Here is a 14,579-nt window from a genome sequence, read left to right as displayed (position 1 = left end):
TGGTGTGCCGTGAGGAAGGAGGCGACGTGGGCGGGCTGCAGCGGTTCGAGCAGCGGCTGGAGAGCATGATCTCCGGCGCCTTCGCGCGGGCCTTCCGGAGCGCGGTGCAGCCGGTGGAGATCGCGGCGGCGCTGCAGCGCGAGTGCGACAACAACGCGCAGATCCTCTCGCGCGAGCGGCGGATGGTGCCCAACGACTTCCACGTCGAGCTGTCGCAGGTGGACCTGGACCGGCTGGCGCCGTACGACAGCGCGCTGGCCGACGAGCTGGTCCACCAGGTGCAGGAGCACGCGGAGACCCAGGGCTACGTCTTCCCGGGGCCGATCGCCATCGAGTTCGAGAAGGCCGAGGACCTGACGACCGGCCGGTTCCGGATCCGGAGCAAGGCGGCGGCGCGGGTGCAGAGCAACGCCACCTTCACCCAGGTGCGCCGGGCGCGGGCGGTGCTGGAGATCAACGGCACGACCCACCCGCTGCAGCCGCCCGGGGTGGTGGTGGGCCGCGGGACCGAGGCCGACATCCGGATCAACGACCCGGGCGTGAGCCGCCGCCACATCGAGTTCGACGTGCAGATCGCCCGGGGCTCGGCCAGCGACGGCCGGGCCAGCGAGACGCCGCACATCGAGGTGCGCGACCTGGGCTCGACCAACGGGATGCTCGTCGACGGGCACAAGGTGACGCGGGCAGGCGTGCGCGACGGCAGCGAGGTGCGCGTCGGCAACACCACGATGACGGTGCGGGTGCTCGAGGACGAGGACGGCGGGGGCGAGGGTCCGTTTGTCTGAGCTCACCCTCTTCCTGATCAGGGTCGCCTTCCTGGCGATCCTGTGGATCTTCGTGCTCAGCGCGATCTCGGTGATCCGCAGCGACATGTTCGGCGCGCGGGTGCCGGAGGCCGCGCGCGGGGCCGAGGCGCGCCGCGAGCGCCGCAGCGCGAAGAAGCGCGAGCCGACCAAGCGCCGCGGCAGCCCGACCCACGTGGTGGTGACCGAGGGCAGCAACGCCGGCCAGCGCGCCGAGCTCGACCAGGCACCGATCCTCATCGGCCGCGGCAGCGACGCGGGCATCCGCCTCGACGACGACTACGTCAGCACCCGCCACGCGCGGATCGCGGCGAGCGGCGACCAGTGGTTCGTCGAGGACCTCGGCTCGACCAACGGCACCTACATCGGCACGGTGCGCATCACCCAGCCGACGACCATCACGCTCGGCACCCAGGTGCGCGTCGGCAAGACGATCATCGAGCTCAGGAAATGAGGCTGGACTACTCCGCGATCTCCGACGTGGGGCGGGTCCGCAAGGACAACCAGGACTCGGGGTACGTCGGACCGCACCTCGTCGCCGTCTGCGACGGGGTGGGCGGCGCGGCCCGCGGCGACGTGGCCAGCAGCACGGCGATCATCCAGCTGCGCCAGCTCGACGAGCAGCCGCCGCCCCCCGACACCGGCGAGGCCGACCTGCTCGGCCTGGTCAACACCGCGCTGCACCGCGCGCACGACAAGATCGCCGAGCTCGTCGACCAGGACCCCAGCCTCGACGGCACCAGCACCACCGCGACGCTGGCGCTCTTCGACGGCCAGCGGGTGGCCATGGGGCACGTGGGCGACAGCCGCGCGTACCTCTTCCGCGACGGCGAGATCAGCCAGCTCACCAACGACCACACCTTCGTGCAGACCCTCATCGACGAGGGCCGCATCACCGAGGAGGAGGCGCGGGTCCACCCGCACCGCAACCTCATCCTGCGTGCGCTCGACGGCATCCACGACCTCGAGCCGGACCTGTTCGTCATCGAGCTCAAGACCGGCGACCGGCTGCTGCTGTGCAGCGACGGCGCCAGCGGCGTGCTCGACGCCGGCCGGCTGGCCGACATCCTCTCCAGCGGCTCGGCCGACTTCGCCGCGGTGGAGCTGGTCCGCGCCAGCCTCGAGGCCGGCAGCTCCGACAACGTGACCTGCCTGGTCGCCGATGTCGTGGACGGTTCGCCGGACGACCCGCCCAGTCCCCCGCTCCTGGTCGGCGCGGCCGCGGAGATGAAGGCGCGGCGACGCCCGGCCCAGGGCCGCAGCCTGTTCCGCGGGCACCGCGCTGGCGACACCGGCGAGCTCGAGCCGGTCCGCGCCGAGATCCCGAGCGAGGTCGGCTTCGCCATCTCGAGCGACCCGATCCCGGCCACCAGCGACCCCGAGGCGGTGCGCTACGCCCCCCGCCCGCCGAGTCGCTACACCTGGCTGAGCCGGCTGCTGGCCCTCGCCGTCGCCGTCGGTGCCCTGTGGATCCTGGCCGCCGCGGCGTGGTCGTGGAGCCAGGACCAGTACTACGTCGGCGAGCGCGGCGGCACCGTCGTCATCTACCGCGGTGTGGACACCTCCCTGCCCGGCGTCGAGCTCTCCCACCCCTACGAGTCGAGCAACGTCACCCTCGACCGACTCTCGGACTTCCAGGCCGACCAGGTCCGCGACGGCATCGACGCCAGCAGCCTGGCCGATGCCCGCAAGACCGTCGACGGCCTGGCCCAGGAGATGAAGCCGGAGTCGGGCTCATGAGCCAGCAGCAAGGCTTCGTCATGGGCTTCGTGCACCGCCGCCGCCGGGGCGCCGAGCTGTTCCTGCTCGTCCTCGCGCTGGCCGTCGGCGTCGGGGCGTACGCCGCGGTGGGCATCGGCGTCGAGGGCAAGGTGCCGGCCGACATCGTGGGCTACGGGTCCTGGCTGGCCGCGCTGTCCGTCGTCGGCCACGTCACGGTCCGCCTCGTCGCGCCGTACGCCGACCCGGTGCTGCTCCCGGTCGTGGTCGCCCTCAACGGCCTCGGACTGGCCGTGATCCACCGCCTCGACCTGGCCTACGAGGACGCCGGCCGGGCGGCGCACACCTTCGCCCGCCAGCAGCTGACCTGGATGACGCTCGGCGTCGTGCTGTTCGTGGTGACCCTGGTGGTGCTGCGCGACCACCGGGTGCTGACCCGCTTCACCTACACCAGCGGGCTGGCCGCGATCCTGCTGCTGCTGCTGCCGATGGTCCCGGGCGTGGGCAAGACCATCAACGGCGCCAAGATCTGGATCGGCGTCGGCCCGTTCAGCTTCCAGCCCGGCGAGCTGGCCAAGGTGCTGCTCGTCGTCGCGTTCGCCGGCTACCTCGTGCTGCACCGCGACGCCCTCGCCCTGGCCGGGCGCCGGGTGGCCGGCATCGACCTGCCCCGCGGGCGCGACCTCGGCCCGATCCTCGCCATGTGGCTGGTCAGCCTGGGCATCCTCATCTTCCAGCGCGACCTCGGCTCCAGCCTGCTGTTCTTCGGCCTGTTCCTGGTCATGCTGTACGTCGCCACCGAGCGCGCCGGCTGGCTCGTCGTCGGCGTGCTGCTGTTCCTGGCCGGGGCCGCCGGCTCCTACCAGTTCCTCGGCCACGTCCAGAACCGCGTCAACATCTGGCTCGACCCGATGGGCTACTACGACAAGACGCCCGGCAGCTTCCAGCTCGTCGAGGGGCTGTTCGGGATGGCCTGGGGCGGGCTCATCGGGCGCGGCTTCGGTGGCGGCAGCCCGGACCGCGTGCCCTACGCCAACTCCGACTTCATCATCTCCTCCATCGGCGAGGAGCTCGGCCTGACCGGCGTCATGGCCGTCGTCCTCTGCTACGGCCTGATCGTCGAGCGCGCGCTGCGCGCGGCCCTCATCTGCCGCGACGGCTTCGGCAAGCTGATGGCCACCGGCCTCGCCGCCGTGCTCGCGCTCCAGGTCTTCGTGGTCATCGGCGGCGTCACCAAGCTCATCCCGCTCACCGGCCTCACCACGCCGTTCCTCTCCTACGGCGGCTCGTCGCTGGTCGCCAACTGGGTCATCGCCGCCCTGCTGCTGCGCATCTCCGACCAGGCCCGCCGCCCGGTCCCCGACCTCTCGCCCGTCGAGGACGAGCAGGCCGACGAGCAGGCCACGCAGGTGGTGCGCCTGTGAACAAGCCGATCCGCACCATCTCGCTCTTCTGCCTGCTGCTGTTCCTGGCCCTCATGGTCAACGCGACCTACCTGCAGTACTGGAAGGCAGACTCCTACGACAAGAACGGCCTCAACCGCCGGGTCATCGAGGCGGCGTACTCTCAGCAGCGCGGTGCGATCCTGGTGGACGGCGAGCCGGTCGCGGAGAGCGTGGAGTCCGACGACGACTACGACTTCCAGCGGGTCTACGAGGAGCCGTTCAAGTACGCCCACGAGACCGGCTACTTCTCCTTCTACGACCAGACCGGCATCGAGCGCTCGCAGAACGACGTGCTGTCCGGCGACGACGACGTCTTGTTCGTCAACAAGCTGGTCGACCTGCTGTCGAACAAGTCCGGCAAGGGCGGGAACGTCGTGCTGACCCTCGACGGCAAGGCCCAGGACGCGGCGTACCAGGGGCTCGACGACCTGCCCGGCGACGTCGAGGCCTCGGTGGTCGCCATCCAGCCGAGCACCGGCAAGATCCTGGCGATGGCCTCGCTGCCGACCTTCGACCCCAACAAGCTGGCCTCGCACGACTTCTCGGCGGTCAAGGAGGACTACGACCGCCTGCAGGGCGCCGAGGACGAGCCGCTGCTCAACCGCGCGATCCAGACCACGCTGCCGCCCGGCTCGACGTTCAAGCTGGTCACGGCGGCGGCCGCGCTGGAGAGCGGGAAGTACACCGCGGACGGCGACGTGCCCGGCGGGCCGAGCTACCAGCTGCCGCAGACCAGCGGCGACACCGGCCTGATCGACAACGAGGGCCGCAGCTGCGGGACCGACAAGATCCCCTTCGAGCAGGCGCTGGCCCAGTCGTGCAACACCACGTTCGCGCGGCTCGGCGTCGAGCTGGGCGGCGACGCGCTCAAGGAGCAGGCCGACAAGTTCGGCTTCGACCAGCGCTACCTCACCGACATCGGGCCCCAGGCCGTCTCGACCTTCCCCAGCGACGCGACCGAGCCGGAGGCCGGCCAGTCCGGCATCGGCCAGTTCGACGTGCGCGCCACGCCGCTGCAGATGGCCATGGTCGCCGCGGCCATCGCCAACCAGGGCAAGCTGATGAAGCCCTACCTCGTCGACTCCATCCAGTCGCCGGAGCTCGAGACGCTGAAGCAGACCGAGCCCGAGGAGATCGATGAGGCCGTGAGCCCCGAGACCGCCGACGGGCTGACCCAGCTGATGGTGGCCACCGTCGAGGGCACGGCCAACGGCGTGCCCGGCACGGCCGGCCCGGCGGCGATCCCCGGCGTCACCGTCGCCGGCAAGACCGGCACGGCGCAGAGCGGCAACCCGGACGTGCCGCCGTACGCCTGGTTCGTCTCCTTCGCCCCCGCCCAGGACCCGGAGGTCGCGGTCGCGGTGATGATCCAGAAGATCGACGGCGTGGACCGCGGCGAGATCGCCGGCGGCCTGCTCGGCGGGCCGATCGCCAAGGCCGTGATGGAGGCGGTGATCAAGTGACCGACGCGACCCCGGAGCGCTTCGTCGACGACCAGCGCCGCTACCGGCTCGACTCCCGCATCGCCACCGGCGGCATGGGTGAGGTGTGGCGCGCCACCGACACCTCGCTCGGCCGGCCGGTCGCGATCAAGGTGCTGAAGAGCGAGTACGCCGACGACCCGCTCTTCCGCTCGCGCTTCGAGACCGAGGCCCGGCACGCCGCCTCGCTGCACCACCCCGGCGTGGCCTCGGTGTACGACGTGGGCGAGTCCGCCTTCCTCGGCCGCGAGGACGGCTCGGGCATCCCGCGCCCGTTCCTGGTCATGGAGCTGGTCGACGGCCAGCCGCTGTCGGCGCTGCTGCGCGGCGGTCGCGCCCTGGACCCCGACGTGGTCCGCGACCTGATGGCGCAGACCGCCGACGCCCTCGGCGCGGCGCACCGCGCCGGCATCGTGCACCGCGACGTGAAGCCGGCCAACCTGATGGTCACGCCGGACCGCCAGATCAAGATCACCGACTTCGGCATCGCGCGCGCCTCGGACGGGCTCGGCCTCACCGGCACCGGCCAGGTGATGGGCACCCCGCAGTACCTCTCCCCCGAGCAGGCCCGCGGGATGACCGCGACCCCGGCCTCCGACGTCTACGCCCTCGGCGTGGTGGCCTTCGAGTGCCTGGTGGGGCACCGGCCCTTCGACGCCGACTCCCCGGTGGCGACCGCACTGGCCCACCTCAACGACCCGGTGCCGACCCTGCCGCCGAGCGTCCCGGCCGACCTGGCCATCGTCGTGCGCCGCGCGATGGCCAAGGAGCCGGAGCAGCGCTTCGCCGACGGCGACGCCTTCGCCGCCGCGCTGCGCAACCCCGCGAGCGCGGCCCCGCTGACCGCCCCACCCGGACCCGCCGACGCGCAGACCACGCAGGTGATCGGCGCCGTGCCCCCGGTCGTGCCCGTGCCCCTCGACCAGCCCGACCCGTGGCGCGACCCCGAGCCGCTCCCGTCCGAGCCGGAGCCGCGGCGCACCTGGCTCCTCGTCGTGCTGGTGCTGGCGGTGGTGGCCGCGGTCGTGCTGGTCTTCGTGCTCATCGCCACCGCGGGCGACGACGACAGCGGGGACGAGCCGCAGACCCGGCCGACCCGCTCCACCGGCCCGGCCTCGTCGGCGCCGCCGAGCAGCGAGGACACCCCCAGCCAGCCGAGCAGCTCGGCCCCGGCCGAGGTGACGGTCGACGAGGACGAGTACCTCGGCCGGCCGCTCGACGACGTGGTCTCCGACCTCAAGCGCCTCGGGCTCGAGGTGGAGACCCAGGAGGTCGACAACCCGGGCGAGAAGGACCCGGGCACCGTCGCGCTGATCCGGCCCGACGGCACCCTGCGCGAGGGGGACACGGTGACGGTCGGCTACTACGGCGAGGCGCCCGAGTCCGACACCCCGACCCCGACGCCGAGCAACACCCCGTCGCCCACACAGTCGGACTCGCCGAACCCCCAGCCGTCGAGCACCCCGCCGACCCCCAGCCAGTCCGCGAACCAGACGCCGTCGGCGCCGGCCACGCCCTCGGCCTCCCAGGTGGCCGGGTCCGCCTCGCCGTCCGGAGGAGCCTCGTGAGCGACGACCCGACCCCGACCCCGCCGAGCCAGCCGACGCCACCGACCACACCGCCGTCGCCGGCCGGGACCGTGGTCGGCGGGCGCTACGAGCTGGGCGAGCTCCTGGGCCGCGGCGGGATGGCCGAGGTCCGCAAGGGCCACGACACCCGGCTCGGCCGGGTGGTCGCCATCAAGCGGCTGCGCACCGACCTGGCCAGCGACGCGACGTTCCAGGCCCGCTTCCGCCGCGAGGCGCAGAGCGCGGCCTCGCTCAACCACCCCGCGGTGGTCGCGGTCTACGACACCGGCGAGGAGCCCGCGCAGGACGGCTCAGGGGTCTCCCAGCCCTACATCGTCATGGAGTTCGTGGCCGGCCGCACCCTGCGCGACATCCTGCGCGAGGGCCGCAAGATCCTGCCCGAGCGCGCCCTGGAGATCACCAGCGGCGTGCTCTCGGCGCTCGACTACAGCCACCGCGCCGGCATCATCCACCGCGACATCAAGCCCGGCAACGTCATGCTCACCCCGAGCGGCGACGTCAAGGTCATGGACTTCGGCATCGCCCGCGCGATGAGCGACTCCAACACCATGACCCAGACCGCGGCCGTGGTCGGCACCGCGCAGTACCTCTCGCCCGAGCAGGCCCGCGGCGAGACCGTCGACTCGCGCTCCGACGTCTACTCCGCCGGCTGCCTGCTCTACGAGCTGCTCACCGGTCGCCCGCCGTTCGTCGGCGACAGCCCGGTGGCCGTGGCCTACCAGCACGTGCGCGAGCCGGCCCAGCCGCCGTCGGACCACGACACCGACCTGCCGCCCGCCGTCGACGCCATCGTCATGAAGTCGCTGGCCAAGCGCCGCGAGGACCGCTACCAGTCCGCGGCCGCGATGCGCAGCGACATCGAGCGCTACCTGGCCGGGCGACCGGTGCAGGCCCCGGTGCCCGCGCCCGTCGTCGCGGCCCCGCCGACCCCGCCGCCGGTCGACACCTCGACCCGGATGCGGCCTGCCGTCCCGGCCCCCGGGCCGGCGTACCCCGAGGACGACGACTACGAGCGCCGCGGACCGCGGACGCTCATCGTCGTGCTGCTGGTGCTCCTCGTGCTCGCGCTCATCGCCGGCGCCTGGGTCGCCCTGCGCAGCGACCTGTTCGCCTCCGCACCGGATCAGGAGCAGGTCCCCAACCTCATCAACATGTCCGAGGACCAGGCGCGCGCCGCGATCGCCGACGCGGGGCTCGACGTGGGCGACGTCGACTTCGAGGACAGCGAGACGGTCCAGGAGGGCCTGGTCATCCGCCAGGACCCGGCCGTCGACCTGTACGTCGACCCGGGCAGCACCGTCGACATCACCGTCTCCTCCGGGCTGCCGATGGTGCAGGTGCCGTTCGTGGTCGGCGCCCCGCAGGGGGAGGCCCGCAGCAAGCTGCGCGACGCCAAGCTCGACCCCGAGTTCACCAGCGTGGAGTCCGACGAGCCGCAGGGCCAGGTGCTCTCCACCGACCCCGAGGGCGGCGCCCAGGTCGAGCAGGGCTCGGTCGTCCAGGTGACGATCAGCAAGGGTCCGGTCAACGTCCCCAACGTCGTCGGCATGAACCGCTCGGACGCCATCAAGAAGCTGGTCGACGCCGGCTTCACCTACGAGATCCGCGGCGACCCGCGCTCCACCGCCGAGAAGGGCACGGTCACCGACCAGCTGCCCGAGGGCGACAAGCCGCAGCCGCAGGGCACCGAGATCGTGCTGTTCGTGTCCACCTACGAGCCGCCTCCGCCGCCGCCGACGCCCACCCCGACGCCCACCCCGACCGACACCCCGACAGGGCTGCCGACCGACCTGCCGACCGGGTAGGCGCGCTCAGCGGTCGTTCTGGTCCGCGCCGCCCGCTCCGGACGGCGCGATCGGTGTGGCGTAGGTGAGGTCGAGCAGGCCGTCGTACGCCGGTGCCTTGACCTCGTCCTCGAGCTCCAGCTCCCAGCCGACGTCGATGGTCGGGTCGTCGGACTGCTCCCGGTAGATCTGGAGGTAGTCGTCGTCGGCCAGTGCGCCGGTCAGGTCGCCGACGTCGCCGACCGCCTCGATGACGTAGGGCTGGGGGTAGGGCACGCCCTGGATGACCACGGAGTTGCCCTCGCACTTGATGCCGGTGGTCGACACCATGCGCTGGCCCTGCAGCACCACCGCGGTGGCACCGCCCTGCCACATCGCGTTGACCACGGCCTGGATGTCCTGCTGGTGCACGACCAGCAGGTTCTGGTCGCCGGTCGTCGCGTCGACCACGTCGTCCGGGGCGTCGGACAGCGTGACCACCACGCCCGGGCCCCGCTGGGCCCGCAGCCCGGCCGGGGCCTCGAGGGCCTTGGCCTCGCGCTGGTAGCGGCGCACGTCGTCGTCGTCGACCTGGTCGGTCAGCTCCTTGACCTCCTGGGTCAGCGCGGCGACCCGCTCCTGCAGGCTCTCCGCGCGGTCGGCCTCCTCCTGCGTGAGCGCTGCCAGGTCGTCGTAGCGCCCCGGCCGCAGGTCGGTGCCCTGGCTGCTCTGCGCACTGGCCACGAACAGCAGACCGCTGACCAGCACCACCGCCACGGTGCCGATCGCCCACCCCCCGGTCCGGCCGCGGCGCTCCGGGTCCCGCGCCGGTTCGGGCTGATCGTCCACGTTGACTAAGGTAGCCGCGTGCGACTCAGGACCCGTGACCAGCAGTTCCTCGACCCCGAGCGGGGTCCGGTCGTCACGCCGCGCGCCGTCATCGCGCTCGTGCTCGTCGTGATCGGCATCGCGTGGATCGTCTACTACTACACCGGCGTCCGCCCCGACCCGAACGCGTTCGACAAGCAGGGCAACCCCGCCGGCCCATCGGGCCCCGGCTTCATGGGGGACCTGAAGAAGTGGAACTACGTCATCGGCTTCGGTGCGCTCTTCCTCGGCCTGGCCATCTCGGCCCACCCCTCGACGCCGCTCGGCCGGGGCCGCGGCGTGGTCGTCGGCATGCTCGGCTGCTTCCTGCTCGGCCTGCTGTGGATCTGCAGCTACTACGTGCTGGCCAACGACAAGCTCGACAGCGTGCCGGTCTTCAACGACCTGGGCCAGTACAACCTCATGGTGGGCATCGCCTTCATGGCCGTCGGCTTCACCTTCGCCACGCGCTGGGAGTAGCCCTTCCCCTGCCGCCCGTGTGCACCGGCCGCCGCGTGAGTTTCACCGGCCGGCCGGTGAAACTCACGCTTGGCGTACGGAACTGGAGCCCTGAACGGGAGGTCCGTACGCCCCGGTCGGGCGAGCCGCTGATGTTGTCCACAGCCTTGTGCACAGGTGTGGAGGAACTACACGCGTGTCATTCCCTGTTGGGGAATGTGGACAAGGGTCAGGACAGACTGGCCAGCCGGGCCAGCACGGCGGCCACGACGATGAGCGCCACGGCCCCGGTCCCCAGCCACTGGACCAGCGCGCGGCGCGGGCCGCGGGGGGCGTAGACCAGGATCGCGCCGATGGCGGAGCCGGCCAGGAAGCCGCCGAGGTGGCCCTGCCAGGAGATGTTGGCGAGCAGGAAGGTGAAGGCGAAGTTGATGCCGATCCAGGTCAGCACGCCGCGGACGTCGCCGCCGACCTTGAGGGCCAGCACCGCGAGGGCGCCCATGAGGCCGAAGATCGCGCCGGAGGCGCCGAGGGTGCCGCCGATGGTGTACTCGTCGGCGAACCACAGCACCATCGCGGAGCCGGCCAGCGCCGAGACGAAGTAGAGCGCGAGGAAGCGCATCCGCCCGACGGCGAGCTCGAGCTGCGGGCCGAGCACCCAGAGCGCGAGCATGTTGAACCCGATGTGCCAGACCTGGACGTGGGTGAAGGCCGAGGTGAGCAGCTCCCAGTACGCACCGTCGGCGACGCCGGGCAGGTAGGTGCCGCCGCCGCGCTCACAGACCGAGCGGCTCGCGTCGAGGCCGGCGGCCGGGCCGGTCTGGCACAGGGCCTGGGTGCGCAGGACCAGCCAGTCCAGCACCCGGCTGCCCGAGCCGCCGGTGGCGAGCACGCCGAGCCAGACCGCGACGTTGATCGCGATGATCACCCCGGAGGTGATCGAGGCGTCGGTGGGCCGCAGCCCGCCGTACGCCGTGCGACCCGCGCGGGTCTGCTTGGCGCCCTCCTTGACGCACTCGGGGCACTGGAAGCCCACGGCGGCCGGGCGCATGCAGTCCGGGCAGATCACGCGGCCGCACCGCTGGCAGCGGATGTGCGCCTCGCGACCGGGGTGCCGGTAGCAGGTCGGCACCCCGGTCTCGGGCAGAGGGGTCTGGCTCAAGCGCTGCTTCTCAGGCGGCCTGGACGAGCTCGACCGACTCGATGACCACGGGCTCGGCGGGCTTGTCGCCGGCGCCGGTCTTGGTCGTCGCGATGGCGTCGACCACGTCGCGCGAGGCCTGGTCGGCGACCTCGCCGAAGATGGTGTGCTTGAAGTTCAGCCACGGGGTCGTGCCCACGGTGATGAAGAACTGCGAGCCGTTGGTGCCCGGGCCCGCGTTGGCCATGGCCAGCAGGTAGGGCTTGTCGAAGGTCAGCTCGGGGTGCGGCTCGTCCTTGAAGGTGTAGCCCGGGCCACCGGTGCCGGTGCCGAGCGGGCAGCCGCCCTGGATCATGAAGCCGTCGATGACGCGGTGGAAGGTGAGCCCGTCGTAGAACGGGCCGCTGCGACCGTTGCCGGCGTCGTAGGACTTCTCGCCCGAGGCCAGCCCGGTGAAGTTGGCCACCGTCTCCGGGGCGTGGTTCGGGAACAGGTTGAGGGTGATGTCCCCACGGTTGGTGTGGAGGATCGCCTGGGGCTCAGCCATGACTGCCTTTCCGGCCCGGCACGGCCGGGCTGCGGTGGGTGGTGGGTCGTGCGCGGGAGTGGGTACCGACAGCGCCGGAACCGCTCGCGCGTGCCCGTCGATCCTCGCACGGGTCGCAAGGCGGACCGCACTGGCCGCCCTCTCAGGGGGCGTGGTTGAGTGGAGAGCCCCAGACGAACGAACAGGAAGACCGCGATGCCCTTCAGGAAGAAGAAGTCCCTGCTCGACCAGGCCTCGGACTACATCGACCAGGTGCGCCCGCAGGTCGAGTCGGCGGTGAGCACCGCGATCGACGCCGCCGAGGAGTTCTACGAGAAGACCGCCAAGCCGGCGCTGCTCGACGCCAAGGACAAGGCCGGCCCCGCGCTGGCCGACGCCCGCGACAAGGCCACCCCGTACGTCGCCGAGGCGCGCGACCGCGCCGCCTCCGCCCTGGCCGACGCCCGCGACCAGGCCGGTCCCGCGCTGGCCGACGCCCGCGACAAGGCCGCCCCGCTGGTCGCGGCCGGTGCCGCCAAGGCCGGCGCCGCCGCGGCGAGCGCCAAGGAGGCCGCCGACGCCCGCGTCGCGCAGCTGCGTGGTGAGCCGGAGAAGAAGAAGGGCAGCAAGCTCAAGAAGCTCGCGCTCTTCGCCGCGCTGGCCGCGGCCGTCGGCTTCGTGGCCAAGAAGCTCCAGGGCGGCGGCCAGAGCGACAACTGGCAGTCCTCCTACGTGCCGACCCCGGCCCCGGCTCCGTCGAGCACGACCTCGAGCACGACCTCGAGCACCTCGTCGAGCAGCGCGACCCCGGCCCACGACGCCGGCGCGGCCGGCCCGGACGAGGCCCTCGCCGACGCGGTGGAGGAGCCCAAGACGCCCACCACGCCCGACCAGCCTGCCGAGGTCGTCGACCTCGACGAGCCGGTCGAGGACACCCCGAAGAACTGACGCTCACCGGCTGGGTGCGGAGCGGTTCTCCTCGATCCAGAGGTCGATCCGCTCCCACCAGCCGAAGAGCCACTCGATCCGGTCGTCGCGGTCGGTCGGGATCTCCGCGCGCGGCACCCGCCACCAGCGCATCACGATCTGCTTGTCCATCGGCAGCTCGCGCCACACGTCGGCCACGGTCAGCACGTGGTCCAGGCCGGTGTGCGCGACCAGGACGACGTCCGCGTCCGGTGCGGCGTCGAGGGCGGCCAGCAGGCCGCCGGGCCGCGGTGCGAGCACGTGGGTCATCTGCTCGGCCCGGCGCGCCATCCGTTCCAGTCCCAGCTTGCGCAGCCGGCCGATGGCCCTGTCGCGGCGGGCCGCGGTGAAGTTGCCGCCCTCGGGGAAGATCACGAACGCGTCGTCCTGGTCCAGGCCGGTGGCGAGCGCCGTGATCTGCGACTCCAGGTCCTCGCCCTCGCCCGGGTTGGGTGAGATGTACCGCGCCGGGATGCGGTGCAGCAGCACGTCGATGGCCGGGTCCCACTGCAGCGTGTCCTTGAGCACGACCCGCGGCTCGCGGTCGTACCAGTGCATGAGCGCGTGCACGAGCGTGAAGGAGTCCCCCGGCCCGGCGTGCCGGCAGCAGACGAGCAGCGGCTCACCCGGGTAGGCGTCCGGCGTCGGCCCCTCGGTCGTGATGTCGAGCTTGAGCACCCGCTTGGCCTCGCGGAACAGCACCCACATCGCGCCCTGGACCAGGTCGTAGTGCAGCCCCTCCCAGTACGGCGATGAGCGGATCTTCCAGCCGAACCCCGACGCGAGCCAGTAGCCGAACATGATGACCAGCAGCAGCGAGTCGACGGTGGCGTAGAGGATCACGATCCACAGCAGCCGCAGCGCCCGCCACCGCCCCGGCAGCAGGGGCGAGAGCGCGGCGGCGGCGACCAGCCACAGCGGCAGCAGCACCCACAGCAGGACCGTCACCCCGAGCACCGCCGGCGCCGTGATCAGCCGACGGGCCCGGCGCCTCACAGGGCCTCGTCGAGATAGGCCCGCGCCGCGTCGTACGTCGCGTCGATGCGTCTCTGCACGCTGGAGAAGTCGCGGCTGCCCAGCAGGGTGTCGTCCTTGGCCGACGTGCCCTTGGCCGGGAGCACGTGGCACTCGACGCCGTCGGGCAGCTCGGCCAGCTCGCGCACGAACCGGTGCCGCCGGGCGATCTCGAAGGAGACCCGGGCGACCTCCCACGGCCGCTTGGGCGGCTGGAGCGGCCGGTCCAGGCGCCCGACCTGGAGGACGAAGACCTGGGTGGCGCCGAGCTGGACCGCCCGACCCAGCGGCACCGAGTTCACGATGCCGCCGTCCAGGAAGTGCTCACCGTCGATCTCGGCCGGCGGCAGCAGTCCGGGCACCGCCGCGCTGGCCACCACCGCGTCGACGACCCGACCGCTGGTGAACCAGTGCTCGGCCGCCCGCTCGATGCTGGCGGCGCAGACCTGGAAGGTGACCGGCAGCTCCTCGAAGGTCACGTCGCCGAGCTCGTCGGCCAGTCGCCGGCGCAACGGCCCCGCCGACCACAGGTGGGTGCCCGAGGAGACGGCTCGGCGCACGGTCCGCAGCGGTCGGTCGCCGTAGCCCGCCTCGCGGGCCGTGCCGGCCGAGGCCCACAGGTCGCTGAGCCGCCCCACGACCCCGAGGGTGGGGTCGCTGGCCACCAGCGCACCGTTGAACGCACCGATGCTGGTGCCGAGGACCAGGTCCGGGCGCAGGTCGCGCTCGAGCAGCGCGCGGAGCATGCCGACCTCGACCGCCCCGAGGACGCCACCACCGCCGAGGACGAAGGCGGTGGTCACGGG

14 protein-coding genes are annotated in these 14,579 nt (G+C 72.4%); 9 read left to right on the top strand and 5 right to left on the bottom strand.

The window, feature by feature from the left end; translation table 11 throughout:
- Positions 1 to 26 precede the first annotated feature (26 nt).
- The 7 genes from G5V58_RS23040 (at position 27) to pknB (ending at position 8,842) form a co-directional block, all read left to right on the top strand.
- On the top strand, positions 27 to 785 hold the full coding sequence (locus tag G5V58_RS23040) for an FhaA domain-containing protein (RefSeq protein ID WP_165237624.1): 759 nt from the start codon (positions 27 to 29) through the stop codon (positions 783 to 785).
- Positions 778 to 1,257 (top strand): FHA domain-containing protein FhaB/FipA, encoded by a 480-nt coding sequence (locus G5V58_RS23035; RefSeq protein WP_165237622.1) that lies wholly within the window; start codon positions 778 to 780, stop codon positions 1,255 to 1,257. Before G5V58_RS23040 ends, G5V58_RS23035 begins: the two co-directional genes overlap by 8 nt.
- Positions 1,254 to 2,543, top strand: a complete 1,290-nt coding sequence (locus tag G5V58_RS23030; protein ID WP_165237620.1) for a PP2C family protein-serine/threonine phosphatase — start codon at positions 1,254 to 1,256, stop codon at positions 2,541 to 2,543. The genes G5V58_RS23035 and G5V58_RS23030 overlap by 4 nt, the downstream gene beginning before the upstream one ends.
- A complete protein-coding gene (locus G5V58_RS23025) occupies positions 2,540 to 3,946 on the top strand; it encodes an FtsW/RodA/SpoVE family cell cycle protein (protein ID WP_165237618.1) in 1,407 nt (468 codons plus the stop codon). Before G5V58_RS23030 ends, G5V58_RS23025 begins: the two co-directional genes overlap by 4 nt.
- A complete protein-coding gene (locus G5V58_RS23020) occupies positions 3,943 to 5,430 on the top strand; it encodes a peptidoglycan D,D-transpeptidase FtsI family protein (protein ID WP_165237616.1) in 1,488 nt (495 codons plus the stop codon). The genes G5V58_RS23025 and G5V58_RS23020 overlap by 4 nt, the downstream gene beginning before the upstream one ends.
- On the top strand, positions 5,427 to 7,016 hold the full coding sequence (locus G5V58_RS23015; protein WP_230486881.1) for a serine/threonine-protein kinase: 1,590 nt from the start codon (positions 5,427 to 5,429) through the stop codon (positions 7,014 to 7,016). Before G5V58_RS23020 ends, G5V58_RS23015 begins: the two co-directional genes overlap by 4 nt.
- Before the next feature lie 71 nt (positions 7,017 to 7,087).
- Positions 7,088 to 8,842, top strand: a complete 1,755-nt coding sequence (pknB, locus tag G5V58_RS23010; protein WP_165239535.1) for a Stk1 family PASTA domain-containing Ser/Thr kinase — start codon at positions 7,088 to 7,090, stop codon at positions 8,840 to 8,842.
- Between the two features lie 6 nt (positions 8,843 to 8,848).
- On the opposite strand, the gene G5V58_RS23005 is transcribed toward pknB, so the two are convergent.
- Positions 8,849 to 9,649, bottom strand: coding sequence for a DUF881 domain-containing protein (locus G5V58_RS23005; RefSeq protein WP_230486880.1), 801 nt, complete (start codon positions 9,647 to 9,649; stop codon positions 8,849 to 8,851).
- Positions 9,650 to 9,667: 18 nt separating this feature from the next.
- Here G5V58_RS23005 and G5V58_RS23000 point away from each other — a divergent pair, with 18 nt between their 5' ends.
- Positions 9,668 to 10,147 (top strand): cell division protein CrgA, encoded by a 480-nt coding sequence (locus G5V58_RS23000; RefSeq protein ID WP_165237614.1) that lies wholly within the window; start codon positions 9,668 to 9,670, stop codon positions 10,145 to 10,147.
- Between the two features lie 208 nt (positions 10,148 to 10,355).
- Here the strand turns inward: G5V58_RS23000 and G5V58_RS22995 are convergent, their stop codons facing one another.
- Positions 10,356 to 11,288 (bottom strand): rhomboid family intramembrane serine protease, encoded by a 933-nt coding sequence (locus G5V58_RS22995; RefSeq protein ID WP_230486879.1) that lies wholly within the window; start codon positions 11,286 to 11,288, stop codon positions 10,356 to 10,358.
- A gap of 10 nt (positions 11,289 to 11,298) precedes the next feature.
- Entirely contained in the window at positions 11,299 to 11,814 is a 516-nt protein-coding gene (locus tag G5V58_RS22990; protein ID WP_165237612.1) for a peptidylprolyl isomerase, read from the bottom strand.
- Positions 11,815 to 12,009: 195 nt separating this feature from the next.
- Between G5V58_RS22990 and G5V58_RS22985 the strand changes: the two genes are divergently transcribed.
- The gene (locus G5V58_RS22985) at positions 12,010 to 12,741 is read left to right on the top strand and encodes a hypothetical protein (RefSeq protein WP_165237610.1); all 732 of its coding nucleotides are present in this window, start codon (positions 12,010 to 12,012) and stop codon (positions 12,739 to 12,741) included.
- Positions 12,742 to 12,744: 3 nt separating this feature from the next.
- Here the strand turns inward: G5V58_RS22985 and G5V58_RS22980 are convergent, their stop codons facing one another.
- Together G5V58_RS22980 and G5V58_RS22975 are read right to left on the bottom strand one after the other, a co-directional pair.
- Positions 12,745 to 13,755, bottom strand: coding sequence for a 1-acyl-sn-glycerol-3-phosphate acyltransferase (locus G5V58_RS22980; RefSeq protein WP_165237608.1), 1,011 nt, complete (start codon positions 13,753 to 13,755; stop codon positions 12,745 to 12,747).
- Complete coding sequence (locus tag G5V58_RS22975) at positions 13,752 to 14,576, bottom strand: patatin-like phospholipase family protein (RefSeq protein WP_230486878.1); 825 nt, start codon at positions 14,574 to 14,576, stop codon at positions 13,752 to 13,754. Before G5V58_RS22975 ends, G5V58_RS22980 begins: the two co-directional genes overlap by 4 nt.
- Positions 14,577 to 14,579: the final 3 nt, after the last annotated feature.

Source organism: Nocardioides anomalus (genome assembly GCF_011046535.1).
Taxonomy (GTDB): domain Bacteria; phylum Actinomycetota; class Actinomycetes; order Propionibacteriales; family Nocardioidaceae; genus Nocardioides; species Nocardioides anomalus.
Note: the sequence above shows the minus strand (reverse complement) of the source record. Positions and strands in the feature narration are given on the sequence as shown.

What these genes read in the sequence shown, in the direction of transcription:
- G5V58_RS22990 (WP_165237612.1), bottom strand. Translation starts at nt 11,814, where the DNA reads ATGGCTGAGCCCCAGGCGATCCTCCACACCAACCGTGGGGACATCACC.
- G5V58_RS23030 (WP_165237620.1), top strand. Translation starts at nt 1,254, where the DNA reads ATGAGGCTGGACTACTCCGCGATCTCCGACGTGGGGCGGGTCCGCAAG.
- G5V58_RS22985 (WP_165237610.1), top strand. Translation starts at nt 12,010, where the DNA reads ATGCCCTTCAGGAAGAAGAAGTCCCTGCTCGACCAGGCCTCGGACTAC.
- G5V58_RS23025 (WP_165237618.1), top strand. Translation starts at nt 2,540, where the DNA reads ATGAGCCAGCAGCAAGGCTTCGTCATGGGCTTCGTGCACCGCCGCCGC.